At 61.9% G+C, this 23,866-nt stretch carries 25 protein-coding genes; 7 read left to right on the top strand and 18 right to left on the bottom strand.

The features are described from left to right. Positions 1–180: 180 nt before the first annotated feature. The 5 genes from X733_RS163600 to X733_RS1000000167020 all read right to left on the bottom strand — a co-directional run bounded on the left by X733_RS163600 (position 181) and on the right by X733_RS1000000167020 (position 4,969). Positions 181–1,524: a hemolysin family protein gene (locus tag X733_RS163600; RefSeq protein WP_023817338.1), complete on the bottom strand. Its 1,344-nt coding sequence runs from the start codon at positions 1,522–1,524 to the stop codon at positions 181–183. Positions 1,525–2,005: 481 nt separating this feature from the next. After that, positions 2,006–2,722, bottom strand: a complete 717-nt coding sequence (locus X733_RS163605) for a sulfite exporter TauE/SafE family protein (RefSeq protein ID WP_023669894.1) — start codon at positions 2,720–2,722, stop codon at positions 2,006–2,008. Positions 2,723–2,742: 20 nt separating this feature from the next. Further along, a complete protein-coding gene (locus X733_RS163610) occupies positions 2,743–3,387 on the bottom strand; it encodes a DUF1007 family protein (RefSeq protein ID WP_245274368.1) in 645 nt (214 codons plus the stop codon). Between the two features lie 87 nt (positions 3,388–3,474). Next, positions 3,475–4,002: a hypothetical protein gene (locus tag X733_RS163615; RefSeq protein WP_023669892.1), complete on the bottom strand. Its 528-nt coding sequence runs from the start codon at positions 4,000–4,002 to the stop codon at positions 3,475–3,477. Positions 4,003–4,156: 154 nt separating this feature from the next. Then, a complete protein-coding gene (locus X733_RS1000000167020) occupies positions 4,157–4,969 on the bottom strand; it encodes a methyltransferase domain-containing protein (RefSeq protein ID WP_050588607.1) in 813 nt (270 codons plus the stop codon). A 153-nt stretch (positions 4,970–5,122) separates the two neighbouring features. Between X733_RS1000000167020 and X733_RS1000000167015 the strand changes: the two genes are divergently transcribed. Beyond that, entirely contained in the window at positions 5,123–5,767 is a 645-nt protein-coding gene (locus tag X733_RS1000000167015) for a TetR/AcrR family transcriptional regulator (RefSeq protein ID WP_023669890.1), read from the top strand. A gap of 229 nt (positions 5,768–5,996) precedes the next feature. On the opposite strand, the gene X733_RS163620 is transcribed toward X733_RS1000000167015, so the two are convergent. The 3 genes from X733_RS163620 to X733_RS163630 all read right to left on the bottom strand — a co-directional run bounded on the left by X733_RS163620 (position 5,997) and on the right by X733_RS163630 (position 9,531). Further along, on the bottom strand, positions 5,997–7,034 hold the full coding sequence (locus X733_RS163620; RefSeq protein ID WP_031192964.1) for a Cj0069 family protein: 1,038 nt from the start codon (positions 7,032–7,034) through the stop codon (positions 5,997–5,999). 86 nt (positions 7,035–7,120) lie between these two features. Next, positions 7,121–8,536 carry a chromate efflux transporter gene (gene chrA / locus X733_RS163625; RefSeq protein WP_031192963.1) on the bottom strand — a complete coding sequence of 472 codons (1,416 nt, stop codon included), beginning with the start codon at positions 8,534–8,536 and terminating at the stop codon, positions 7,121–7,123. Positions 8,537–8,553: 17 nt separating this feature from the next. Further along, positions 8,554–9,531: a chromate resistance protein ChrB domain-containing protein gene (locus X733_RS163630; RefSeq protein WP_023669887.1), complete on the bottom strand. Its 978-nt coding sequence runs from the start codon at positions 9,529–9,531 to the stop codon at positions 8,554–8,556. 531 nt (positions 9,532–10,062) lie between these two features. Here X733_RS163630 and X733_RS1000000171410 point away from each other — a divergent pair. Then, positions 10,063–11,037, top strand: coding sequence for a Fe-Mn family superoxide dismutase (locus X733_RS1000000171410; RefSeq protein ID WP_023669886.1), 975 nt, complete (start codon positions 10,063–10,065; stop codon positions 11,035–11,037). Beyond that, entirely contained in the window at positions 11,034–11,504 is a 471-nt protein-coding gene (locus X733_RS163640) for a chromate resistance protein ChrB domain-containing protein (RefSeq protein WP_023669885.1), read from the top strand. The genes X733_RS1000000171410 and X733_RS163640 overlap by 4 nt, the downstream gene beginning before the upstream one ends. Before the next feature lie 34 nt (positions 11,505–11,538). Here the strand turns inward: X733_RS163640 and X733_RS163645 are convergent, their stop codons facing one another. The 5 genes from X733_RS163645 to X733_RS01000000165755 are packed head-to-tail and all read right to left on the bottom strand — an operon-like array spanning position 11,539 to position 16,505. Next, positions 11,539–12,522, bottom strand: coding sequence for an ABC transporter ATP-binding protein (locus X733_RS163645; RefSeq protein ID WP_023686257.1), 984 nt, complete (start codon positions 12,520–12,522; stop codon positions 11,539–11,541). Further along, positions 12,515–13,525 carry an ABC transporter ATP-binding protein gene (locus X733_RS163650; RefSeq protein ID WP_023711083.1) on the bottom strand — a complete coding sequence of 337 codons (1,011 nt, stop codon included), beginning with the start codon at positions 13,523–13,525 and terminating at the stop codon, positions 12,515–12,517. The genes X733_RS163645 and X733_RS163650 overlap by 8 nt, the downstream gene beginning before the upstream one ends. After that, a complete protein-coding gene (locus X733_RS163655) occupies positions 13,522–14,433 on the bottom strand; it encodes an ABC transporter permease (protein ID WP_023711082.1) in 912 nt (303 codons plus the stop codon). Before X733_RS163655 ends, X733_RS163650 begins: the two co-directional genes overlap by 4 nt. A gap of 4 nt (positions 14,434–14,437) precedes the next feature. After that, positions 14,438–15,379 carry an ABC transporter permease gene (locus tag X733_RS163660; RefSeq protein ID WP_023703912.1) on the bottom strand — a complete coding sequence of 314 codons (942 nt, stop codon included), beginning with the start codon at positions 15,377–15,379 and terminating at the stop codon, positions 14,438–14,440. Between the two features lie 28 nt (positions 15,380–15,407). Further along, positions 15,408–16,505 (bottom strand): ABC transporter substrate-binding protein, encoded by a 1,098-nt coding sequence (locus tag X733_RS01000000165755; protein WP_245274367.1) that lies wholly within the window; start codon positions 16,503–16,505, stop codon positions 15,408–15,410. A 316-nt stretch (positions 16,506–16,821) separates the two neighbouring features. Here X733_RS01000000165755 and X733_RS1000000170100 point away from each other — a divergent pair, with 316 nt between their 5' ends. Then, positions 16,822–17,019: a hypothetical protein gene (locus X733_RS1000000170100; protein WP_196813710.1), complete on the top strand. Its 198-nt coding sequence runs from the start codon at positions 16,822–16,824 to the stop codon at positions 17,017–17,019. Between the two features lie 79 nt (positions 17,020–17,098). On the opposite strand, the gene X733_RS163665 is transcribed toward X733_RS1000000170100, so the two are convergent. The 4 genes from X733_RS163665 to X733_RS163680 are packed head-to-tail and all read right to left on the bottom strand — an operon-like array spanning position 17,099 to position 20,546. Next, complete coding sequence (locus X733_RS163665) at positions 17,099–17,539, bottom strand: YqaA family protein (protein ID WP_031192962.1); 441 nt, start codon at positions 17,537–17,539, stop codon at positions 17,099–17,101. A gap of 9 nt (positions 17,540–17,548) precedes the next feature. Further along, positions 17,549–18,871, bottom strand: coding sequence for an MFS transporter (locus X733_RS163670; RefSeq protein WP_023817334.1), 1,323 nt, complete (start codon positions 18,869–18,871; stop codon positions 17,549–17,551). 56 nt (positions 18,872–18,927) lie between these two features. After that, on the bottom strand, positions 18,928–20,253 hold the full coding sequence (locus X733_RS163675) for a cation diffusion facilitator family transporter (protein WP_023711077.1): 1,326 nt from the start codon (positions 20,251–20,253) through the stop codon (positions 18,928–18,930). Positions 20,254–20,264: 11 nt separating this feature from the next. Next, complete coding sequence (locus X733_RS163680; protein WP_023669876.1) at positions 20,265–20,546, bottom strand: metal-sensing transcriptional repressor; 282 nt, start codon at positions 20,544–20,546, stop codon at positions 20,265–20,267. A 103-nt stretch (positions 20,547–20,649) separates the two neighbouring features. Between X733_RS163680 and X733_RS27465 the strand changes: the two genes are divergently transcribed. The 3 genes from X733_RS27465 to X733_RS163690 all read left to right on the top strand — a co-directional run bounded on the left by X733_RS27465 (position 20,650) and on the right by X733_RS163690 (position 22,504). After that, positions 20,650–21,039 carry a hypothetical protein gene (locus X733_RS27465; RefSeq protein ID WP_032910829.1) on the top strand — a complete coding sequence of 130 codons (390 nt, stop codon included), beginning with the start codon at positions 20,650–20,652 and terminating at the stop codon, positions 21,037–21,039. Positions 21,040–21,153: 114 nt separating this feature from the next. Then, complete coding sequence (locus X733_RS163685; RefSeq protein ID WP_050588606.1) at positions 21,154–21,822, top strand: HupE/UreJ family protein; 669 nt, start codon at positions 21,154–21,156, stop codon at positions 21,820–21,822. Positions 21,823–21,856: 34 nt separating this feature from the next. Next, positions 21,857–22,504: a hypothetical protein gene (locus tag X733_RS163690; RefSeq protein ID WP_023711074.1), complete on the top strand. Its 648-nt coding sequence runs from the start codon at positions 21,857–21,859 to the stop codon at positions 22,502–22,504. 212 nt (positions 22,505–22,716) lie between these two features. On the opposite strand, the gene X733_RS163695 is transcribed toward X733_RS163690, so the two are convergent. Then, positions 22,717–23,787, bottom strand: coding sequence for an NAD/NADP octopine/nopaline dehydrogenase family protein (locus tag X733_RS163695; protein ID WP_023711073.1), 1,071 nt, complete (start codon positions 23,785–23,787; stop codon positions 22,717–22,719). Positions 23,788–23,866 lie beyond the last annotated feature (79 nt).

The following is a 23,866-nucleotide window of genomic DNA, read 5'->3' as shown; positions in this document are numbered from 1 at the left end:
ATTGATCACATAGCGCGACGCGAAGACGCTCACCAGCCACTGTGACTCCAGCGGAGACGCGTCCTGGGCGAACTGACGGGCGTTTGTGGATAGGGACTACTGTGGGAGCGTGGGTTCGAAAAGTGGAAATATTCGCGCGCAAAAGGCCGGCCGGCTTACCGGCCTGTCGCGCGGTCAGTCTCAACTGGTTGCCGGCTTGGATGTAGGCGGCTCACGGCGAGCGAGCAGCTTGTCGATCCGCCTTCCATCCATATCGAGGATCTCGAAGCGCCAGCCCTCGTAGTCAAAGTGCTCACCGGCTTCCGGCAAGTGCCCAAGGCGGGACAAGGCGAACCCAGCGATCGTGTGAAAATCCCCTTCGGCAGACCCCGATCGAAATCCTAGCCGAGCGAACGCATCGTGCGCCAGCATCATTCCGTCGATGAGCAAGGACCCGTCATCGCGCTCGATGACATCAGGGTCCTCATTGTCCAGGTCAGGAAGGTCGCCTGCGATGGCTTCGAGCAGATCGGTCTGGGTGACGATCCCCTCCAGAGCGCCATATTCGTCGATGACGATCGCCAGGCGCACCGGCGTCCGCTTGAACTGATCGAGTACACGGAAAATCGGCGTTGCCTCGTGAACGATCAAAGGTTCTCGGATGACCGCCATCGGGTCAAGCGTTTTGCCGTCGAGCACCTGGTCGAGAAGGTCCTTCTTCAGAATTATGCCAAGCGGTTCGTCTATCCCCCCACGGCCGACCAGAAGCTGCTCATGGCGACATTGCCGGATGGTGCGCAGAATCTCGTCAGGGATGTCGTCGGTATCGATCCAGTCGATATCGCGTCGCGGTGTCATGATGTCGGCAATGCGCCGATCGCCGATGTTGAAGACACGCTCGACCAGTTCCTGTTGCGTCTGATGAAGGAGCCCTGCCTCCTGGCTTGCCGCCACGAGCAGCTTCAGCTCTTCGGGCGAATGCAAGGACTCCTCGCCTGTGCCCGGACGCAGACCGCACAGACGCAGCACCAGATTGCCGAGACCGTTGAGAACAAGGATCGCCGGCCTGAGCAGGAACAGGAACAGACCGAGAGGGCGGACGACCCGAAGTGCCGTGCTCTCGCTTCGCTGGAGCGCCAGACTTTTCGGCGCTAGTTCACCCAGGACAATGTGTAGCGCGGTTATGATGATGAAGGCGATTGCGACGGCAATGGTGTGCGAAGCTGCCGTGGCCAGCGACCCCATCACTCCCAAGAGGAGTGGCTCGATCAGGTGAGCGAGTGCAGGCTCGCCGACCCAACCGAGCGCCAGCGATGAGATGGTGATGCCGAGCTGAGTTGCTGCAAGGTTCGCATCGAGATTCACCAAAGCCCGTTGAAGGAGGCTGGCGTTCGAGCGTCCAGCTGTAGCCAATTCGTCGACGCGGCTTCGTCTAACCGCGACCAGCGCAAATTCGGCGGCGACAAAGAAACCGTTGGCGCCTACGAGTAGGAGAACCAACAGAATTCCAAGAATGTCGCGTAGACTACCATCGTCCGCAGGCATGATATCCTCTTTATGAAACAGCCATTCTCATCTCTCAAGCGCGTATGCCGCCGTCGTGAAACCGCCGTTGGCCATCATTGCGGAGCGATCACCGCAGCTCCGCCTCTGACAATCAGGGGCAAGATAGCCAAATCCGCGCTGAGTATCCTACCCCCGCCAAAAATCCGCCGGCGCGAACCGGCGGGCCAGAAATCGGATAGAAAAAGAACCGGTCATGCCGGCCGAACTAAATGTGGCGTCTGGGTAGTCGAAGTCAATGGACCCGCCGCGTAGAGATCGCCTTTGATCCAGTGATTTAGCAATATCACCGCGATGCCGGCGAGGATCGCCAGCGCTATCATCCAAATGATCTTCTGACGGTCGCTCAATGTTCTAAACCCAAACCCGAACCACGCGTGCCGGCACTTAATGGCACGACGTCGTTAATTGCAATGTGATCCCTATGAGAATCGCTGTGGCCTTGGCGGTCGGTCAAACTTTCTCATTTCGACGAGATTTGCCAGACAGCCACGCCAGTAAGAATAAGGCCGGCGGTACCTTCGATAGTTCGCGATATCACATCGAACAGGCGCGGCCGACGGTCGAAGAAATGCACCAGCCGTTCCCGAAACAGGATCGACAGAACTGCCACGCAAGACAACGTCAGTGCCACGCCGGCCATCATGGTGATTGCAAAGAGTATGCCCGCGACCGGAACACCTCTTGAGATCGCGAAGGTCATCGCGAAGAGCGTCAATGGACATGGGATCAGGCCGGCCATGACGCCCACAACCTCGCCTTCATGCTGATGGTGATGACCGTGGCTGAGCGCCCGCCAAAGCATCCACAGACCAATTAACCCGAGCAGGCCACGACTGACATCCTCCAAAAGCGGCGCCCGGCCGACGCTGCCCAGCGCAATCGAGACCAATGGCAACGAGAGGGCTGCAATCACAACGGCGATCGTGACATGGGTGAAGGAGAGTGTCAGCGACACCAGTAGGCCGCGACGGATGCTGGCATCCGATCCGGCCAAATAGGTAGCCAGCACGGCTTTGCTGTGTCCGGGTGTCAAAGCATGCGCAGCTCCGAACAGGACACCCATCGGCAGGAAGGCAGTGAACGCCAGCCAGTCGCCCCCGGCTGACAGCAATTTGATCTGTTCGGCGAGCGCCAAGTATATCGTGCGTTGAAACTCGACCAGGGTTTGGAAAAACACGTTCTATCCGTTCCGCCGCTTCAACCGCACGTCAATTCAAGGCGTGTCGCGAATATCTTGCCGAGATCGGTTCCGGTCGGATCGCTGAAGAAGGCATCCGTCAATTTCGTCTGATTCTGTGCGATTGCGGTATTCGGATCGGGGCGGACGACGGCCCTCGTGCAATCTTTCGGTAGGCCAGCCACGGCGATCTTATCGTCATCGGTGAAATCGATCGCGGTGTAGAAGGTCGGATCGTAGACGCCGATGCTCACCTTGCCGGCGAGCGCCAACGTATCTTTCGGCTGCGTCTCGAATTGGATGACGAGTTGATTGTTCTCGTAGCTAGTGACCAGCCTCGCCGGCGGCGTCATCGCCACGTCCTTGCCTTCCACAGTGACCATTTGGAAATAATTATATTCTTCCAGTGAGGCATGGATGGTGAGGGCGGCGGCGTCGAGTTCTTCGGCGTCGAGAGAAAGGTCGGAATTCTTGTCGAACTCCATCAGCACCGTCGAGGAGAAGAGCTCGTCGAACCGCCAGAGATGCTTGAGCGACTTGACCGACTTGTCAGCGCCAACCGTTAGGTCCAAACGGGCTTCCGCGAAGACATGAGGATGAGCGCCGGCCGCGACGGTGGAGGCGAGCAGGAGCGCCACGCCAAAAATCGTGCTGGTCAGTCGCATTTGCGCTCGCTTTCTCGTCATTGCGCGCCAACCGAGTGATCTGGCAGCGCAAGCAGGCTAAATTGGGACGCGGCCCGCGAAGCCTTTTCAATCATCGACGATCGAACTTGCTATGATGGCGTTCGCTGTGCTCCGAACGGCTGGCGACGTCAAATGCACGAGCTGCTTGCGATTGCCCGCGATCAGTATGAACAGCCGGGAAACCTGCCTGCCCTTCCTCTCCTCGCCGATTTTTTCGGCGTCGGTGCGGTGGAAGAACCGTTTTTCAAACTCGGCGCGGTCGACATCGAAAAGCTTGAGCGAGCAGGTCTGGACGGACCTGCCGTCCATGGTAGCCCTGGTCACCGCGACCATCGTTCCGGCCGGAAGGTCGTCGCCGGTGACCTGCCATCCGCGGAACGCCTTCATGGCATCCACAGGAGCAAGTGCCGCGCCGTCGACGAGCGGCGTCCATCCGCGCGTCTTTGCCAATGTCGCGGTTCGCTCGAAGTCGGGGCCGTGCGCCAGGCATGTCGCGTGGAAGGCATCCAGCGCCCGGTCGACGCCATCGGCATGCGCAAGCGGTGATGCCAACCATGCGGCCGCAAGCGTCAAAGACAAGTAGGTCTTGGGCATTCGGTAGACTCGCGTATCGAAGCAGGCCGGGATAGCCAATCGGCAAGATAGCGCCGCGGCGGCTACGCACGCAATGCAGCGCGGCCCGCGACTACCGGCCCGCGCGTCTTCCTGGCGGCGGCGCGCCCGGTCCGGTCGCCGCGGCATGCCGCGCTCAGGCAGGCAGGATCTTGTCCGTGGTCGCGCGCACATAATCGAGGTTCATGGTCCCGACGGCGCCGGTATCGTCGACCCTGAAGCCTGTCTCGACCAGTAGAGTTCCGACCGCATTCATGTCGATATGCCCGTGCCGATGGAGCCTCGGCAATCTGGATTCGTGCAGCCGCCTTCCGAAGTCGATCAGCAGCAGTCGGCCTCCCGGCTTCAGAACCCGCTCCGCTTCACGGAAGAAGGTTGATCGGTCGGGTTTCGGCAGGTGATGCAGCATGAGCGTACCGATCACGATGTCGAATTGGCCATCCTCGAAGGGAAGTTCCTGGGCCGTCGCCTGGACGAAGGTAAGATCAACGCCGGCTCGCGTAGCCTTGACGCGCGCCCTCTCGACCATTTCGACCGATGCGTCGACGCCCGTGACGCGTCCGACCGCTCCGACCAACCGTCTCGCGGCTATGGCAAGCGTGCCCGTACCGCAGGCGACATCGAGCATCGCCTCGCCGGGCTGGAGCCTTGCCAGACGCAGCATGAATTCACGGAACCGGTCCTCGCGGCCCCAAGTCAGGACGCGCGCAAGCAGGTCATAGCCGACCGCCCTATGCAGGACGATGCCGATGCCCCTTTCGCCGGCGCCATGCGCGCCGGCAGTCCGCATGTGATGGAAGCCGCCCCAGAGTGCGAATGCCGCGACCGCAGCGAGGATGAGGCCGTGGACTGCAGCCGTCCAAGCACCGGCATTGAGATAGCCGTCCCCGAAATGAAGCATTAGCAGAAAACCGGCGACCAGCGACAGTTTGACGAGCACAGCAAGCATAATAACACCCTTTCGCGAATGCTGTCCGTTTCCAGCCCGATGACCAAATTGGTGCATTTCCTTTTGCCTCCTCGTCCGTTTCCGGAGTGCTCAAGGCATTCTTGAGCTTCTGGACTCGGCGTATCATACTGGACAGATTGTCCATTAGCGCTGTTGCTGGACAACGGACCGCTGAACGTCCCAAACCGCACGGTGGAAAGAGCAATGACCATTAAAATCGAGCGGCCCGACGACAGGGGTACGATCGACCGTCGTGTCGCGCGCACGCGCGCCATGCTGCAGGACGCGCTGATTGCTCTGATCCCAGAGTGCGGCTATGCGGCTCTCACCGTGGAAGACATCTGCCAGAAAGCTGATGTCGGCAGGTCGACCTTCTATACGCACTATGCCGGCAAGGACGAATTGCGCAGCGCGGCCCTTGAGGCGCATCTGCTGTCGCTGAGCAGGCGCGTGTCGGCAGACGAAAAGACAGGCAATCGCCTGTTCGAATTCAGCCTGCCGATGTTCGAGCACGCGCGGGCGTTCCGGTCGCTTCACAAAGCGCTACTTGCGAGCAGCGGCGACACGATCCACGATCAATTGCGTGAACGCATACGGCGCGCAGTGCGAACCGAACTGTCTGGCAAGCGGATCGGCGACGCGGGCGTGCCGCTGGAATTCGTCGTCCAGTTCATATCGGGAGCCTTTCTCTCGGTGCTTGCCTGGTGGATCGCCGAGGACTCCAGCCTATCGCCGGCCCAGGTCGACGACCTGTTCCAGCGGATGGCGGGTTCAGCTCTTCCGGGGCGGTCACCCTAGCAAGACCTTCCAAATCCAGATCTCGCGCCGGTTGAGGCTAACGTTCCTCGGGCGGCCGAATCTTGCGAAACGTCATGAGCAAAGGATTTCGTAGATGGTGTTCAAGCCACCGGCGACGAGAATTGGTCAGCCGAAACCGGAAACGGCAAGCAGGGGTCCGGCGACCGTCGGACTGACCGCCGAACCGCGTTCGGCCAGAGCCCCACTCGGACCGCCAATCTTCGTCGATTCAAAATCGCATGGCAACGAGTCGAGCTATTTCGGCCGGCGCTTGATCGGGGATGGCAAAGACCGAGCTGACGTTGATCTCACAAAGCGCATACGTGTCTTCACCTGACACAGTCCGTGGTCCGTAGAGAAAATCGGCATCCCAAATGATCGGCAGCGACCTGGCATCGACGCCTAGCACAGCCATCATTTGCGGCGTCCACCCGGTTTCCATATTGGTCCGCAGCGACTGAAACGGTTCGGCCGTGGCGGGATGCATTATCCGCGGCCCTGGTTGCGCAGCCTCGGAATCTGGCCCTTCAGGAGGTGGTGGGATTAGGGCCTTGATGAACTGGTGGCCAAAGCCGACCACCTTGTCGGCGCCCATGTAACAGCGGATCATCCCGTCGGGTAAACGCGGTTGGAATGGCTGATCCACGATGCAGCCATCGGGTGTCAAATACACCTCGCAGCGCGCCATGAAATCCGGCAGTGCGAGTTCTTCCGGCATACTGCCGCGTCGCGCGTGCAGCACCCGAACCGCCGGCTCTCCGCCAGGAAGCGAACCGATCAGCTCGACCTTCCATACTCCCTGGCCGCCATTGCCGCGGTTCTGCTTCAGCACCCGTGGACCGGCCGTCCGAAGCCGCTCCGGAAACGCCTCGCGAAAAGCCTCGGCGGAGCCGTAGAGGTAAGTATCGGTTCCCCATCCGAGATGCTTCGTACGGTGCAGAACTTCCTTCACGCCCATTTTCAGGATCACGTCTGGATGTGCACTCACCCAGGGGCCGCGTGCCGCCACGTCGCGCAGCAGCGGGTCGAGCACCGCACGGGTTTTTCCCTCGTGCAAGGGATCGACCCAGACCAGCACGCCGTCCGTCGCCAGGAGCTGGGTCCGAACCTCCTCGGCAAACTCTTCGTCATAAACGGCCGGTTCGGCGTGAACACCGATCGCAGCGAGTTCCTCGAACACGCGATGAAACCGGTTGTTCTGCGGTGTCGCCGTGCGACGCGCCTCCCGGTCACCGCGCCAGACCACAGCCACTCGCCTCGTGCCCATTATACCTCGCCTCCTACTTGCTCGCCCATCAGGCAGCCCCGATACGAAATAGACTGCGATGCTCGCATCCGAGCAGAAAGATCGCCCTAGACCGAGCCCGCCGCGACGCCGAAAAGCACGCCCAGGATCGAACATGCCGCTAGCACCGGGATCACGCCGACCTTGAAGCGGAATACCGCCAGCATCGCACCGAGGGTCAGTACGAGAGACGGAATGTTGAGGGAACCGAGGACTGGCACGTCGAGCCTCATGCCCAGCAAGCCGATCTCATGCAAATCGCGAAACAGGACATGAAGCGCGAACCACACCGCGAGGTTCAGGATCACTCCAACCACCGCTGCCGTGATGGTCGACAGTGCGGCTGACAGGGCCTTGTTGCTGCGCATCGTCTCTATGTACGGCGCGCCGAGAAATATCCACAGGAAGCACGGGACGAAGGTCACCCACGTCGTCAGAAGGCCGCCGAGCGTTCCAGCGACCAACGCGTTAAGAACCCCCGGCTCCCGGAATGCTCCCATGAAACCAACGAATTGAGTGACCATGATCAGCGGACCCGGCGTCGTTTCGGCCATGCCGAGGCCATCCAGCATTTCTCCAGGCTTCAGCCAGCCATAGTGCTCGACTCCTTGCTGGGCGACATAGGCAAGCACCGCATAGGCCCCGCCGAACGTCACCACCGCCATCTTGGAAAAGAAGATGGCGATGTCGGTGAAGACATTGCCTTGCCCAAGAAACAGCAACAAGAAAAGGACCGGAACGAACCATAGCAGCAGAAACACCGCCGCAATCTTCAGCGACCATTCGATGGATGGCCGGGCATGCGCCGGCATCCCTTCGCCAAGCGCCGAGTCGACATCATCGACCTGCTTGCCACCAAGCTTGCCATGTCCATTGCCTGGCTGGAATGCGGCCCAACCCATCTTGCCCCCGACGTAGCCGATCACGGCCGCAACCAGGATGACCAGCGGGAACGGTGCATGGAAGAAGAACAGGGCGATGAAGGCTGCCGCAGCGAGGCCGACCATCACATTGTTCCTGAGCGCCCTCCTGCCGATCCGCAGGACCGCTTCGAGCACGATGGCCAGAACCGCCGCCTTCAGGCCGAAGAAGAGCGCCTGGATAGCGCCAACGTTGCCGAAGATGGCGTAGATCCAGCTCAGGACCATGATGGCGACCGCGCCTGGCAGCACGAACAGGATTCCCGCGACGAGGCCGCCTTTGGTCTTGTGCATGAGCCAGCCAATATAGATGGCCAATTGCTGCGCCTCCGGACCTGGCAGCAGCGTGCAGTAGTTGAGCGCATGCAGGAATCTCGTCTCGCCGATCCAGCGCTTTTCCTCAACGACGATCCGATGCATCATGGCGATCTGGCCGGCCGGGCCGCCGAAGCTGAGCATTGCAACGCGAGCCCATACTCGCATGGCGTCCGCAAACGAAATGTCATGGTCGTGGGTTTCGGCCAGAGATGGCGGCGTCGTGACGGACTGCTCCAGATTGGCCATAGTTTGAGTCCCTGCGGTCATCCGCGTTTCTTGCGGAAATACTGATAGAGGTTGTCGAAGACAGGAGCGCCCTGCGCGATCCGCTGTTCGTCGCTCTCGTTCGCCATGGCGATGCCTGCAATCAGACTGGCAATCCCAGTCGCCTCCTCGCGACCGAACTTGTTGTCCTTGAGGTCGATGTCATGGACGATCTCGGCGATGGCCTGGAGTGCCGGATCATTGATGCCGGCGCGGGTAAGCAGAACTTCGAAGCTGCAGCGATCGCCCTCATGGGTGATTTCGCCTTCGAACATGTCGAAGCGCAATTCCCCCTCCTTTGGCACGTATCCCTTGCCCGCTACGAAGCGGATGATCGCGTCAGCATCGATGAACCGGCGGATCAGCCAACTGCAGGCGATGCGGTCGACATGCACGTCCCGGCGCGTGACCCAGATTCGGCCCTTGAGCTCGCTCGGCTCGGCGGCCTTCTTCGGTTCCTTGGTCATGGCCTTGTCCTCTGTAAGCTGTGTTTCAAGTTCGGCGATCAGTCCCTCGATCGTGAGGCGACCGCTGGCACCAAAAAAGTCGATCATCACCACTTCAGTGAGCCGCTTGCGCAAGCGACCAAGTTGCGGACGCGCTTCTGCGTGTTTTTCCGATGTCGCGTCGGCCCCAATCGCTGCAGCCAGCTCGCGCGCTTCCCCAGCGATCTCCGCATAGTCGGCATCACGGGCCGCGTCGAACATCGCCCGCACCTGCGCGTCCGACAGACCGTCGACAAGGCGCGCCTCGCAAATCATGGCCTCGCCGCCGCCGGCGACGATCTCCTTCAGAAGCCATTCGAAATCCTCCTGCATCTCGGCATTGGCCGGCAGGGCGTAAACGGTGCTTTTGACTGCGACCGCGCCGATGCCTTGCAACCGTCGCCAGATCTTCACCCGGAAATAGGCGGGCTTGCTTGGCAGCTGATAAATCAGGAGCAGCCAGCGCTGCTCCTGCGATTGCCCCTCACTCATAAGTGAACCGTATCATGGACTGAATTAGATGCAACACTTGTATCAGCTCATGCGCAAACCATATGCGGGCGAAGCTCATCGTCGGTTGTCGAAGCGCCCCAGCGCACTTCCGGGCGAAGAAAGAAAGCTCATGTGGCGCCCCTCGAACGTCGTCCGGCAGGAATGGAGGCCCCGGAAGTAATGGCGACGGCACCTTCGTGTACACAGTCACGGACAATCGCATCACACGCCTCGCCATCAAGGCTGGTGTCACCGACAACGGTCGCGTCGAGGTGACCGCGGGCCTTTCGGAAGCGACATCGGTGGTGGCAACCACCCAAGGCGTGCCGCCCCTGAGGACTGCGGTTCAGCCGCAGATGGTTCGCTCCTCGTCCTTGGTGGAATACCCGGCGCAGCTGGGATCGATTCCCTCTCGCTCATAAGTGACCCGTATCAAACGCCTGAGCAAGATGCAACACTTGTATCATTTCTCGTTTGGGCATAACGTGCGCCTGCTCACGGATGGGCCGTGCCGCCGAGCGAGGAAATCCAATGCCGCACCAGATCATGCCGCTGCCGTTCAAGCCGCCCAGGCTCGTCGGACTGTCCGAACGCCTGCTGGCCAGCCATTATGAAAACAATTACGGCGGTGCGGTTCGCCGCCTCAACGCTATCGAACAGCGGCTCGATGAACTCGACTGGGGCGCAGCACCCGTCTTCGACATCAACGGGTTGAAGCGCGAAGAGCTGGTCGCGGCAAATTCGGCGATCCTGCACGAGATCTATTTCGATGGGCTCGGTGGTTCCGGCGATGCCGGAGGCGATCTTGCCGCAGCACTGGAGCGCGACTTCGGCAGCGTGGCGGCATGGCGCGCCAAGTTCATGGCTTGTGCTAAGGCGCAGGCCGGAGGCTCGGGATGGACGCTGCTGACCTGGTCGGAGCGCCGCGATCGGCTGACGATTCAATGGGCGGCGGATCACACCAATTGTCTCGCCGGCGGCATGCCGATCCTCGCGCTCGACATGTACGAACATGCCTACCACCTCGATTTTGGCGCCAAGGCTGGCGCCTATGTCGACGCGTTCATGAAGAACATCCATTGGGAGCGGGTTGCCGCCCGCCACCGGCGGGCTGTCGCGCAGCGCGATCCTTCAACAGGACCTGCATCGGACAATAAGGTTCCAACTGTTGCGCCAGAGGAACTGCGGGCCCGACTCGACCAGGGCGAAGATCTGGTCGTGCTCGACGTCTGCCTGGCCGACGATCTGGCAAAACGCAGCGATATGCTGCCGGGCGCCAAGCTCCGCGCTCCCGAGACCATTGCCGATTGGGCCGATGAACTGCCGAGGGACAGGCCTGTCATCGTCTATTGCGTGTACGGCTTCCAGGTCAGCGGCGACGCAGTCGCCGAACTGCGTCGCCGCGGCGTCGATGCAACGGCGCTCTCAGGCGGCATCGCCGCCTGGCACGCCATCGGCGCGCCAACCGTCCCTCTGGTGATGAGCGAAGAAAGGATTGCGTCATGAAATGGGTTACCCGTGAACGCCCGGTCATCGACCGCATCGCCTGCCCCTGGCTGATTGCACGCTTCATCGACAAGGAACCTGATTTCCTGTTCGCGGCACCTGATCAGGTGATCCGTGTTGCCCAGGAAGCGGGCGCGACACCCTACGACGTGCCCGGCGTCGAATTCACCCATGTCGGCGACGGTTGCAGCTTCGACACCTTCGTCTCGAAATTCGGCCTCGATCGCGACCCGGCGATCGTGACCATTGCCGCGATCGTGCGCGGCGCCGACACGGATCGGCACGATCTCACGCCACAGTCTGCAGGACTGCTCGCGATCTCCATGGGGCTGCGGGACGTGACGCCCGACGACCACGAGATCCTGAAGCACGGCTTCGTCATTTACGATGCGCTTTATGCCTGGGCCTCACGACGCAAGGCGGAGACCCATAGCTGGCCACCCGTCACGAAGCCGGCGGCGGCCTGAAGTAGCGGGCAACGAGGGCAGATCAAGTCGGCACTCAAATCACCGGCCGCCGCTCGCCGTCGGCAAGGTGGCAGGCCGCGACCCCGCCATGCGGCACCGAGCGCAACATCGGCTCCTCGGTCCGGCAGACATCGATCGCCACAGGACAGCGGGTGTTGAAGCGGCATCCCGGTGGCGGCGCGCTGGGGCTTGGAGGGTCGCCCGCGAGGATGATTCGGCGACGGCCGGCCTCGATACGAGGATCCGGCGAAGGAACCGCCGAAAGCAGTGCCTGGCTGTAGGGATGGGCCGGCTCGCGAAACAGCGGCCGCGTCACGCCGGCTTCCGCGATGCGGCCAAGATACATCACCGTCACGTTTGAGCAGACCTCGCGCACGATCGCCAGGTCATGCGCAACGATGACGATGGTAAGGCCAAGCTGTTTCTGCAATGATGTGAACAGGTTGACGATCTGCGCCCGGATTGAAACGTCAAGCGCGCTGAGCGGTTCGTCGCAAACCAGGATCGATGGCTTCAGCGCAAGCGCGCGAGCGATCGAAACGCGCTGGCGCTGGCCGCCGGAAAGCGAACGCGGCAGGCGGTCGAGCACGGTCGCTGGCAGCGCCACCAGATCCAGCAGCTCGCCGATACGGCGCCGGCGCTCGGCCGGAGATCCGAGGCGATGGATCTGCAGCGGCTCTTCCAGCGTCTGGTAGACGGTCTGGCGACGGCTCATCGAGCCCAGCGGATCCTGGAAGACGAACTGGACCTCGCGGCTGAACGATTTGCGGTCCGACTTCAGCCACTGGGCGCGATCCCGCCCCGAGATCAGCACCGTACCCTCAGTCTCCTTCTGCAGGCCGACGACGCTGCGAGCCAGCGTGGTCTTGCCACAACCGGATTCGCCAACGATGCCATGGAAGGCACCACGCGGAATGGTCAGGTCGATGCCGTCGACCGCCCGCACGGCGCCTGTGCCGGAGCGGTTGGCGAAATGGACCTTCAGGCCCTTGACCTCAATCGCCGCAATGTCAGCCATGGATTGCTATCCCTTCCCGCCTCAGCACCACCGGGCATCCCACCTTGTGCGGCGTCCCGCCCGTCGAGATCGTCTGGAGCGGCGGCCGATGCACGCGGCATTCGGGCTCAACCAGTTCGCAGCGGGCAGCGAAACGGCAGCCCGGCTCCAGCCTGATCTGGTTCGGCGGCAAACCTGGTATTTCCTTGGTCGCGGCGCGTTCGTCGGCGCGGAAATCCGGTACAGAGGCAAGCAGCCCGCGTGTATAGGGATGCGTCGGCCGCGTCAGCACATCCATCGCGATCCCCTCCTCCGCCACCTGCCCGGCATAGAGCACCATGACCCGGTCCGCGACCGAGGCGACGACGCCGATGTCATGCGTGATCAGCACGACCGCGATGCCTTCCTCGCGCTGGATCTGGCGGATGAGCTCCAGGATCTGCGCCTGCACCGTGGCGTCGAGCGCAGTGGTCGGCTCGTCGGCGATCAGCACGCGCGGCCGGCTTGCCAGGGCCAGTGCGATCATGGCGCGCTGCAGCATGCCGCCAGACATTTCATGCGGATAGCGATCGTAGCGGTCTTCCGGGTCAGGGATGCCGGTGCGGGCGAGCAGCGAGACCGCTTCCTTGCGGGCATCCGCATGCGAGAGATTGGCAAAGCGGCGCGCCTGGCGCGCCAGTTGCGGTCCGATCTTCAGCATCGGGTTCAGCGCGCTCATCGGGTCCTGGAAAATGACGCCGAAATAGCGGCCGCGAAGGTCAGACAAGCGCCTGGACTCCATTCCGACCAGTTCGCTCGCTTCGGCTCGCGCCGATCCCTTGATATCGACGGTGACGCCCTCGGGCAGCAGCCCGAGCGGCCCAAGCGTCATGACGGTCTTGCCCGAACCGCTCTCGCCGACGACGGCGACTGTCTCGCCGGGACGGACGTTGAACGACACCCCATCGACCGCGCGCACGGAAACGGTCGTGGCGTAGAGATCAATGACCATGTTTTCTATGGAGTAGATCGGCTCGTCGCTCATGGCGCGGCTGTTCCCGTTTCGACGGCGTTCCGCTCCGCTTCCTCAAGGGCGCGCGCCTTGCGACGCTTGCGCAGCAAACCGCCGCGCACCGGCCTCGGCACCTTTTGCAACGCGAAGGTCTCGCCCAGCAGATTGAAGCTGACCACCACCAAAGTGAGCGCAAGGCCCGGAAGGACGACCAGCCTTGGGTATTCCTCGATGTAGCTCATGCCGTCGACCAGCATCTGGCCCCATTCCGGCGCCGGCGGCGCGACGCCCAGGCCGAGGAAGCTCAGCGTCGCGATGGCCAGGACAAGGGCGCCGGCATCGGCGCTGGCATAGACCACGACGAGGGCCAGGACATGCGGCAGGATATGGCGCACAAAGATCCACAGATGGCTGGCGCCCATCACCCTTGCCGCTTCGATATAGGGCTGTTGCAATTCGGCGGTGACCACGGCGCGGCTCATGCGGGCATAGTTCGCCCACCACGCCAGCGTCAGCGCCGTGATCATCGACCAGTAGCCGGTGCCGAGAATGCCGATCAGCGCCAGCGCGATCACCAGGCTTGGCAGCGCCAGCGCGATGTCGATGAGGCTGATCAACACAAGCTCGACGCGCCCGCCGACATAACCGGCAAACGAACCGATGCTGACGCCGATGGCAAGTGCAGCCACCAGCACGATCACCATCGCCACCAGCGATATGCGGGCGCCGCCGATGATGCGGCTCAGAATATCGCGGCCGAGATAGTCGGTGCCCAGCCAGTGAGCCCAGCTCGGTCCCGCAAGCGTGAGGTCGTAGTCTTGCGCGCCGGGATCGTAAGGCATGATCGAGGGACCGAGCACACCGACCGCGACAAAGAAGACGACTGGCAGCAGCACCAGCCAGGGCCAGTCCTTCATGCTCCTGAACAAGGACATGTTCATCGGATCAAGCTCCTCTCGCCCTACGCATGCGCGGGTCGACAAACATGCAGATCACGTCAACCATCAGGTTGACGACAACGAAGAACACCACGAACAGCAACAGAACCGACTGCATGCCGACGAAGTCGCGGAAGCGGATTGCATCGATAAAGAAGGCGCCGACGCCGCGCAGCGCAAACACCGTTTCAACCACGATCGAACCGATGATCATCAGCGTGAACTGGGCGCCGAAGGTGGTCAGGAACGGGATGGCGATGTTGGGCAGAGCCTCGCGCATCAGCACCTGTGTCCTCGTGTAGCCCTTCGCGAAGCCCGTCGTGGCGAAGGGTCGCGACATGGCCTCCTGGAGGTTGACGCGGACGACGCGGCTCAGCACCGATGCCGGAAACAGGGCGATTGTCACCCACGGCAAGAGCCACGAGGTGAAGCCGCTGACGCCGAAGGTGGGCAGCCAGCCCAGCATCACCGAAAAGACGATGACCAGCAGCGCCGCCACGAAGAAGTTCGGCGTCGAGGCGCCGACCAGCGAGAAGGCGTGGAGGAACCGGTCCAACGCGCCACCATTGCTGACCGCACCGGCAACGCCGAGCGCCAGCGACAGGAAAAAGGCGAGAATGCCGCCGCCCGCAAGCAGCGCCGCTGTCATCGGGATTCTGGCGGCGAATTCCTGCGCGATCGGTTTGCCGGTGCGCAGCGAGACGCCGAGATCGCCGGTGATGGCGCTGAAAAGCCATCGGCCGTAGCGGACCGGCAGCGGATCATAGAGCCCGAGGTCCTCGCCGATCTTCTTGATCATTTCGGCATCCGCGCCCGGGCCTGCCGCACGCTCGGCCATGAGCGCGGCGACGTTGCCCGGCGCCGCGGCAACCAGGGTAAAGGTCAATGCCGATGCCGCCACGACAAGCAGACAGGCAAGCAACATCCTTCGCAGAATCGTGCGTCTCATCGGAACTCCCCCAGGAGGTTCGAGGCGTTCAGGCCTTCAGCGTGATCGCCTTGAACGGCAGGTCGTAGTCCGTCGCGGGAAGCGCGAAGTTCTCGACGCGAGGATTGTGCGCCCACAGCCGCTGGCTGACAACGAGCGGGCAGATCGCCCGGTTGTCGTGCAGCCAGTCGTAGAGCGCCTGCATCTTGGCTTCGCGTTCGTCGCCGCTCGCTTCGAGCGCGGCCTTGACCACGCCATCAAGCTCCGGGGAAACATAGATCTTGCCGTCCGGCCCGCTGTCGGCGGTGGATACGAACGCGTTGCCGAGCGTGCCGTGCGGATCATAGGGCGCGCCATAGGTGGTGAAGAAGGCAAGATCATATTCGAACGCCGGGCGACGGTCGTGCATGGTGGCGTTGTCGACTGACGAGACCTGAACCTGGAAGCCGACCTCGGACAGCTGACCCTGGATCATCTCGGCGATGCGGCGCGAACCCGGCAGCGATTCCTCCGATACGAGGAAATCGATCGCCAGCGGCGCGCCTTCCTTGCTCCAGGCGCCTCCGCTTTCGCTCCAACCGCCATCGGCAAGGATTTTCCTGGCCGCGGCGACGTCGCGTACCGGCACGTTATGCCGCTTGCCCGAGGAAGGCACGTTGGCCGGAAAGAGATCCGCCGCCGGATCTGCGTAGCCTTCGAACAACACCTTGGCGATCGCGGCGCGGTCGACCGAGACATAGATGGCCTCGCGCACGGCCTTGTCGGCCATCATCTTGGCCTTCGGCGAATAACCGAGCAGCATGGTTGCGGTGCCGGCCTCGGCCACCACTTTCATGCCGTCCTTTTCAAGCGCGCGGGCGCGGCGCGGCGACAGCGTCGCCACCCAGTCGCCGCCGATCACGTCGAGGTCGCCGGAACGCAGCGCGTTGGCGCGGGCGAGTTCGTCGGGAACCACCTTCAGTTCCATGCGAGCAAACAGTGGCTTCTCGCCCCAGTATTTGTCGTTGCGCACCAGCACGGTGCCGGAGGAATCGTAGCTTTCGACGATCCACGGTCCGGTGCCGACCGGAGCGGTCTGCTTGCCGCCGGCGTCGACCGCCTTCGGCGACAGGAAGCGCACCGGACGCACTATGGTGAGCTCCAGCAAGGCGGGGCACCGGACGCTTTAGCTTGATCGTCAACTTGCTGGGTCCATCGGTGACGATGCTGTCGAATGCGTCGGACACACCGATCCATGAGAAATCCGCGACGCCCAGCCAGCGTTTGAGATTCCATTCGGCGGCGGTCGAATCGAAGGGCGTGCCGTCACTGAAGGCAACACCTTCGCGCAGGTCGAAGGCGATCGAAAGCTGGTCGTCGGCGACAGCCCACTTGGTGGCGAGCCCGGGCTCGAGCGCGCCGTCCTGGCCATAGTGTATGAGGGCGTCGAACACGACCGTGTAGGAACTCAGGGTGGAGACGTTTTGCAGCAGGTCGAGATCGCCGGTTTCGGCGGCAATGGCGACCTTCAACGTTTCATGCCCCTCCGAGTACGCGGCGCGCGGAAACGCGGCAATGAAGGCCAGGCCGGCTGTGGAGGCCAGGAAATTGCGGCGGTCGAGAGTCATCATGTTAGTTCCCCTTTTTGTTTGATTGGCAACGATCATGTGCACGCTTGCTAATTTGTATAGACATAAGACATAAAGTCGGAAAACCGTTTGAGAGTTTTACCCCAGCGACCCACTTGGTCGCGGTTGCGGCCTACAGCCAGTTCAGCACCGCCGCCGAGAGCGCGAGATAGCGGCCGGCTTTCGCCATCGTGACGATCGCAACGAAGCTCCAGAGCGGCTCGCGCAGAACACCGGCCATCATCGTCAGCGGATCGCCGATGACGGGAACCCAGCTCAGCAACAGGCTCCATCGTCCGTAACGGCGGTAGCGCCCCGCGGCGCGATCGAGCGCAGTGGGCTTGACCGGAAACCATCTGCGGTCGCGAAAGCGGTCGATGCAGCGGCCGAGCAGCCAGTTGACAACCGAACCAAGCACGTTGCCGATCGTCGCGACCAGGATCAGCGCCGCCGGTGACTGGCTTCCGGCCAGCAGCAGGCCGGCCAGCACCGCCTCTGACTGCAGCGGCAGAATTGTCGCTGCGGCGAACGCGGTGAGGAACAGCGCGCCGAAGGCACCAACATCTCCCAGCATTGGGGCCGCTCAGCTCGCTTTCGGCCATTTTGGGTGCCTATCGTTAACGACATAACCATGCGCATGCTCGAAGCCTGCTTCGGTCGAGACGGCGTCCTCGAGGTGCGAATGCCCGTCAGACAGATCGTCATGGGCGTGGCTGAGAACGTCGGGATCGTGACGCGGCCACAACCACATCGCGGCAAAGAGTGCCGCGGCGCCAATGACGCCAAGCAGGATAAAGGTGAAGGGCAGGCCCATCGCCGCGCCGACGAGTCCGGCGATCGGATAGGTGATGAGCCAGCAGGCGTGCGAAAGCGCGAATTGCGCGGCAAACAATGCCGGCCGGTCGACGGGATCGGCCGAGCGCTTGATCAGCCGCCCAGACGGGGTCTGCGCCAGCGAATAGCCCAGCCCGAGCACGAACCAGAGCGGCAAGAGCAGCTGATAGCTGATGGCGAACGGCCCTGCGAACACGCCGGCAACCAGCAGGCCGGCGCCTGACAACATCGCAACCAGATCCGGGATGCTGTCCAGCAGCCGCGGCAGGACCAGCGCCGCGATCATCGAGCCGCCACCGAAGGTGGCAAGGGCAAGTGCCGTGTCGCTCTGGGAAAGGCCGAATTTTGCCTGAACCAGCACGACCGTGTTGACGATCACCATGGCACTGGCGGCGGCGACAGCGAGGTTGAGCGCCAGCAGGCCGCGCAATCTCGGCGTCGCCAGATAGATACGGATGCCGCGTGTGGTGCGCTCGTAAACGCCGCGCGGCTCAGAGGGTTTCGGGCTCGGCAGAACCACCGACACCACCAGCGCGGCCGACGCCAGGAAGCCGATGACCGTGCCTGCGAACAGGCTATGGAAGCTGATGACGGAAAGCAGTGCCGCCGCCAGTATCGGACTGACCACGCTCTCCAGATCGTAGGCAAGCCGCGACAGCGACAGCGCCCGCGTGTAGTCCTTTTCCTTGGGCAGCACGTCAGGGATCGATGCCTGGAAGGTTGGGGTGAAGCCGGCCGAGGCCGCCTGCAGGATGAAAATCAGGACATAGACCTGCCAGACCTCGGTGACGAAGGGCAGGAAGACGGCGACCGCTGCCCGCACGAGGTCGAGCGAAACAAGCATGGTGCGGCGCGGCAGGCGCTCGGCGAAGGCCGCCGCCACGGGCGCCACGCCGACATAGGCGATCATCTTGATGGCGAGCGCGGTGCCGAGCACGGCGCCCGCATTGGCGCCGGCAAGATCGTAAGCCAGCAGCCCCAGCGCCACTGTGGCAAGGCCGGTGCCGATGAGCGCGATGACCTGCGCCAGGAACAGGTGCCGATAGGTGCGGTCGGCAAGGACTTCCAGCATGATGTCTGTCTTCTCGGAATGCGTGGGCGGCGTAAGGTGCCGCGCCAGTCGTGAGATCAGTGATGGTGGCCTTCCGGCTCGACCATCTTGAATGGCAGGATCTGTTCCCTGTCCTTCACGGTCAGGATCAGCTTTGCCTCGAACTCGTGCGGCTCGGCCGGGGCAACACTGCTTTCGAGGCGGTGGTGATCGCCCGCGACAGGTCCCAGAGGCAGTGTCTCGGGTCCCTCGTGCCGTTCGATGATCACTGTCGCCTCGAGATCGTCGGCGTGGCTGTCGATGGTGAGGCGCATGCGCTCGCCGGCGGGCGTGTCGACGATTTCCAGCGTCCCCGACGCCAGATCGCAAGCGACCTTGAACGGATCGGGCGCGTGGTGAGCGTGTCCGGAACCTGCCACCACGGGTCCGCCTTCGCCCTCCAGGCGGATATTTGCCTCCGAAAGCGCCGGCAGGTGATCGAACAGTTCCCCTCTCAGCGCTTCGGTTATGCCGAGCACGTCCTTCGCCGTCGCGCTGTCGGCCACCTTGATGGCGACATCGGCATGCAGGCGATGGCCGATCCAGCGCGCCTGGGCCTGGGCGACCTGCTCGATGCCCCGCACATGCTCGGCCGCATGATGGATTTCCTCGACAATGCCGGGCTCTACGCCGTCCAGCATGCGCGTCAGAACCGCCTTCGATGACTGCCAGACGATGGCGAAGATCGCGATCGTGATCAGAAGGCCGATGATCGGGTCGGCGAGCGGAAAGCCGAGCCAAACGCCGATTGCCCCAAGCACCACCGCGAGACTGGTGAAGCCGTCGGTACGGGCATGGTAGCCGTCAGCGATCAATGCGGCGCTGTTGATCTCGCGGCCCACGCGGATGCGGAACACGGCGACCGCCTCGTTGCCAAGGAAGCCGATCAGGCCGGCGATCGCGACCCAGCCGAGAAACGCGATGGGTTTCGGATGGATCAGCCTGTCGATCGCTTCGTAGCCGGCGACAATGGCGCTGAAAAGAATGATGAGAACGATTATGATCCCGGCCAGGTCTTCAACCCGGCCCAAGCCGTAGGTGAACGTCTTGCTCGGCTTGCGGCGGGCCAGCACGAATGCGACCCACAACGGAATAGCTGTGACCGCGTCGCCGACATTGTGGATTGTATCGGCCAGCAGCGCCACACTGCCTGAGAGGAACACGACCACCAGCTGAAGCACCGCAGTGATGGCCAACAAGACGAACGACCATTTGATTGCCCAGATGCCACGTGTCGTAGTCGCGATCGTCGGATCGATGACGCCGTGCGTGTGGCCATGGCCACCCTCGCCATGGTCATGGCCGTGCCCGCCCAAACCCTGTGACATCGGGCCGAAGCCGAACCAATCGCGTATCTTGTCCATGACGACGTCTCTCACAGGTACTTGGTGATATCTTTGAACTCGTCGATCGAGCGGCGCTGCTCGAGCGCCAGCGGTCCGACGACGTCCTCAAGGCAGTGGTTGAGGTGGTCTTGGATCAGCGTCTTCTTCGCCTGGGCGATGGCCTTCTCCACGGCATGAAGTTGCTGGGCGATGTCGAGGCACGGTCGGCCGGCCTCGATCATCTCCACGATCCCGCGCAGATGGCCGTCGGCGCGCTTCAGCCGCTTGATGATGGCAGGATGGGTTTCGTGGACGTGGGGACGCTCATTCATGCCTTGATGCTATCCCCCCAGAGAGGATATTCCAAGCCTCAAAGTGGCCTCGATTCTGGTGCACGCAACCATTCGTTAGGATTTTAGAGAATAATCGTTAAGCATGCCGAATTGGATCCATAGCGCAGCCTTTCGCCTCGTCATCGCTTTCGCGATGACGCTCGGCGTGCTGCTGTCCCCAATGGGTAGTTCGGCCTCGCATAATCCGACTGCGCTCGCTGCCGCCGAGGCAGCGCGTCACGCAGAGCTGGCAGCACAGATCGAAAAGCACGGCCACAGCCATGACGATGGCGAAGCCGATGAGCAGAGCTTTGGTCATACCCACGGCCACAATCCGGCCGACCACACCCATGAGACGGCGAGCACGCTTCCGGGCTTCGCGCAGCCATCACCGCCTATAGGCCGGAGCTGGCTGGTTTACCCGCCTTCGTTTGCCGATCTCGAAATCCGTTTCCGGCTTGAGCGCCCTCCCAGGCAGATCGTCATCGTATGATCGCGGCCGCAAGCGCGGCCATCCTCAACGACGACGATTGGAATTCTCATGCAAGGATCCTTCTACGAGGGTCCGCCACGCACGCCTTGCGCGCGCTGGCGGTTGGCCCTTCCTATGCTTATTGCTCTCCTGACCCTCCCACTTCTTGCCGGGGCTGCTTTCGCCCATGCCGTGGCAGAAGGCGACAAGGGCTATATCCAGGAAATCACGGGCATCAATCTGCTGCCCTTCATCTATCTCGGCGCCAAGCACATGGTGACGGGATACGACCACATCCTGTTCCTGTTCGGCGTGATCTTCTTCCTTTACCGGATGAAGCACATCGGCATCTATGTGAGCCTTTTCGCGCTCGGCCATTCCACGACGATGCTGCTCGGCGTCTATTTCAACGTTGGCATCAACAGCTACATCATCGACGCGATCATCGGCCTGTCGGTCGTCTACAAGGCGCTCGACAATATGGGTGCCTTTCAGAGGTGGCTCGGCTTCCAGCCGAACACCAAAATCGCGACGCTGATCTTCGGCTTTTTCCACGGCTTCGGCCTGTCGACGAAGATCATCGAATACAACATCTCGCCCGACGGGCTCGTGCCCAACCTACTTGCCTTCAACGTCGGCGTTGAGGTCGGTCAGCTTCTGGCGCTCGCTGCTATCCTTATCGTCATGGGCTACTGGCGCCGGACCGACAGTTTCTGGCGCCACGCATACACCGCCAACACCATCATGATGACCGCCGGGTTTGTCCTGATCGGCTATCAGCTCACCGGCTGGGTCGTCTCCTGAACCTCCAAGTAAAGATCAAAAAAGGAATTCTCCCATGTACAACACAGACATCCCGACCCGCGCTGAACTGCCGACATCCATGCAGCTCCTCCGATCTACCCTCATCGCCATTGTCGCGGCAGCGGCCATCCTGGTGACCATCGTACTGCCGGCCGAATACGCCATCGATCCCACCGGCATTGGGCGAGCGCTCGAGCTCACCGAGATGGGCGAGATCAAGACACAACTCGCCGAAGAGGCCGAGCAAGACCGCCGTCGCGAATTGCAAAACGGCACGCCGACCGCAGTGCCAGGCCAAGATCAGCAGTCGAGTCTTCTGGAGCGCGTCTTCGCTGAACTGGTGATTGGTTCCGCCTCTGCCCAGGAACTGCGGACGGACGAAATGTCGGTCACCCTCAAGCCCGGCGAAGGAGCTGAGATCAAGCTCGTCATGGCCAAGGGCGCAAAGGCAAACTACTCTTGGACAGCCAATGGCGCGGCGGTGAACTTCGACACGCATGGTGACGGCGGCGGCGAAAACATCTCATACGAGAAGGGACGCGGGGCTGCAGAGGACGAGGGCGTACTTGAGGCAGCCTTTGACGGCAATCACGGTTGGTTCTGGCGCAACCGCACCGGTGCCGACGTCACCGTGACGCTGAAGACGAATGGCGCGTACACCGACATCAAACGCTTGATGTGATCGATACGGCACGTCTTATCCGGCGCCGTTTGGCGCCGGGGGAGATCAAGCAGGTGAAATAGCCAATTCGGACCAACACAGTTTGATAATATCCAACCTGTGTTGGTCCCCTTCGGACGTCGTTGGCGTTAGAATCAGCTCGCAATGATGTAACAGGAGAGTCGCGCTAGCTTCCCCAAAGCGTAATCACGCCGCATTGGCAGCGAGCGCGATCAAAACCCCTTGCGGCAAAGGGCTTCAAGATCCGTCTTTGTCATTTTCTCGATGCCGAGCGCAGGAAGAATGTCATTATCTCCCTTGAGGTCGCGGCCATAAGCCGCCGACAAGATGGAAATTCCGGATTCATGGAGTGTCGCCGGATTTCCGCTGATCTTCCCCAGAACGGCGGTCGGTAGCAGGCCGAACGGAACATCCTCGAGAATATAGCGGCTCTCGATGGTTGTCGGGCCAAACCCGCCGCGACCTTGACGATCCATCTCCTGGTTCATTTCCGAAACAGTGCTCATGGGTACGTGGAACGATAATGAAAAATGTTCCTGGACCGTACGAACCGCGATGCCGAAATGGGCAGCGATGGCCAACCGTTCGGCATCCAGAGCCTCGATCAAGCGACCAACGGCAGGTGTGACATTTCCCCCTTGGCTCCACTGCTCGGCCTTTTCCATGCGTGTGAGATTGAGAAGGGCAATTCCCAGATGGTTCTGCGGATTGAGGTTGCTGAGCGCAATCGCCAGCAGACCATCCCGCTTGACGAAACGATCGCCGAACAAGGCCGTGCAAAGCTCGTACCCTTGGTCGAGCGCATCGAAAGGCAGCGTCGCAACATCAAGCTTCCGGCGAATGGAAGTGACATTGACTTCGCTTGATCCGAGCTGGCGGCCAGTCAGTAGCGTTGTGCCCCAAACGACGATCGGCAACCTGATCTTGCGCTCGGCCAACCGCTTCCAGAGATACAGAGCCCCGAACGAACTATGCGAACTGATGATGACCGGAATTCCATCTGCCAGATGAGGGACGGCGGCGTCCATCACCATCTTGTGGCCGTAAGCCGGAAGCGCGATCACCACCACGTCCGCGTGGTCGATAGCATCTCTACAATCCTTGGCAATGCGCACCGGCACCGTCGCCTCGATATCCCCCGTCGCCTTCAACAATTCGCCAGTAGCCAACGTTCTGGTGCGGCGTCCCGACGGTGACCAAAGCGTTGGCGAGTGTCCCGATTGTGCCAAATAGGCCGCAAGGCCATAGGCAATTGCTCCGGCGCCCAGAATACTCACGCGCATAACATTCCTCCTGTTGCAGGCTTTATGGTTCGAGAATCCTTGCAGTCCCGGCCTACAAGTTTTTCATCACGAGGTTTCG

The sequence above is a fragment of the Mesorhizobium sp. L2C066B000 genome (assembly GCF_000502335.1).
Lineage (GTDB): Bacteria > Pseudomonadota > Alphaproteobacteria > Rhizobiales > Rhizobiaceae > Mesorhizobium.
This window is presented reverse-complemented; position numbering and strand designations above follow the sequence as displayed.

Excerpts from the sequence above, each read along its gene's own strand:
- X733_RS163600 (WP_023817338.1), bottom strand. The coding sequence starts at position 1,524 with ATGCCTGCGGACGATGGTAGTCTACGCGACATTCTTGGAATTCTGTTG.
- X733_RS163610 (WP_245274368.1), bottom strand. The coding sequence starts at position 3,387 with ATGCGACTGACCAGCACGATTTTTGGCGTGGCGCTCCTGCTCGCCTCC.
- X733_RS163615 (WP_023669892.1), bottom strand. The coding sequence starts at position 4,002 with ATGCCCAAGACCTACTTGTCTTTGACGCTTGCGGCCGCATGGTTGGCA.
- X733_RS1000000167020 (WP_050588607.1), bottom strand. The coding sequence starts at position 4,969 with ATGCTTGCTGTGCTCGTCAAACTGTCGCTGGTCGCCGGTTTTCTGCTA.
- X733_RS163620 (WP_031192964.1), bottom strand. The coding sequence starts at position 7,034 with ATGGGCACGAGGCGAGTGGCTGTGGTCTGGCGCGGTGACCGGGAGGCG.
- chrA (WP_031192963.1), bottom strand. The coding sequence starts at position 8,536 with ATGGCCAATCTGGAGCAGTCCGTCACGACGCCGCCATCTCTGGCCGAA.
- X733_RS163630 (WP_023669887.1), bottom strand. The coding sequence starts at position 9,531 with ATGAGTGAGGGGCAATCGCAGGAGCAGCGCTGGCTGCTCCTGATTTAT.
- X733_RS1000000171410 (WP_023669886.1), top strand. The coding sequence starts at position 10,063 with ATGCCGCACCAGATCATGCCGCTGCCGTTCAAGCCGCCCAGGCTCGTC.
- X733_RS163640 (WP_023669885.1), top strand. The coding sequence starts at position 11,034 with ATGAAATGGGTTACCCGTGAACGCCCGGTCATCGACCGCATCGCCTGC.
- X733_RS163645 (WP_023686257.1), bottom strand. The coding sequence starts at position 12,522 with ATGGCTGACATTGCGGCGATTGAGGTCAAGGGCCTGAAGGTCCATTTC.
- X733_RS163650 (WP_023711083.1), bottom strand. The coding sequence starts at position 13,525 with ATGAGCGACGAGCCGATCTACTCCATAGAAAACATGGTCATTGATCTC.
- X733_RS163655 (WP_023711082.1), bottom strand. The coding sequence starts at position 14,433 with ATGAACATGTCCTTGTTCAGGAGCATGAAGGACTGGCCCTGGCTGGTG.
- X733_RS163660 (WP_023703912.1), bottom strand. The coding sequence starts at position 15,379 with ATGAGACGCACGATTCTGCGAAGGATGTTGCTTGCCTGTCTGCTTGTC.
- X733_RS163665 (WP_031192962.1), bottom strand. The coding sequence starts at position 17,539 with ATGCTGGGAGATGTTGGTGCCTTCGGCGCGCTGTTCCTCACCGCGTTC.
- X733_RS163670 (WP_023817334.1), bottom strand. The coding sequence starts at position 18,871 with ATGCTGGAAGTCCTTGCCGACCGCACCTATCGGCACCTGTTCCTGGCG.
- X733_RS163675 (WP_023711077.1), bottom strand. The coding sequence starts at position 20,253 with ATGGACAAGATACGCGATTGGTTCGGCTTCGGCCCGATGTCACAGGGT.
- X733_RS163680 (WP_023669876.1), bottom strand. The coding sequence starts at position 20,546 with ATGAATGAGCGTCCCCACGTCCACGAAACCCATCCTGCCATCATCAAG.
- X733_RS27465 (WP_032910829.1), top strand. The coding sequence starts at position 20,650 with ATGCCGAATTGGATCCATAGCGCAGCCTTTCGCCTCGTCATCGCTTTC.
- X733_RS163685 (WP_050588606.1), top strand. The coding sequence starts at position 21,154 with ATGCTTATTGCTCTCCTGACCCTCCCACTTCTTGCCGGGGCTGCTTTC.
- X733_RS163690 (WP_023711074.1), top strand. The coding sequence starts at position 21,857 with ATGTACAACACAGACATCCCGACCCGCGCTGAACTGCCGACATCCATG.
- X733_RS163695 (WP_023711073.1), bottom strand. The coding sequence starts at position 23,787 with ATGCGCGTGAGTATTCTGGGCGCCGGAGCAATTGCCTATGGCCTTGCG.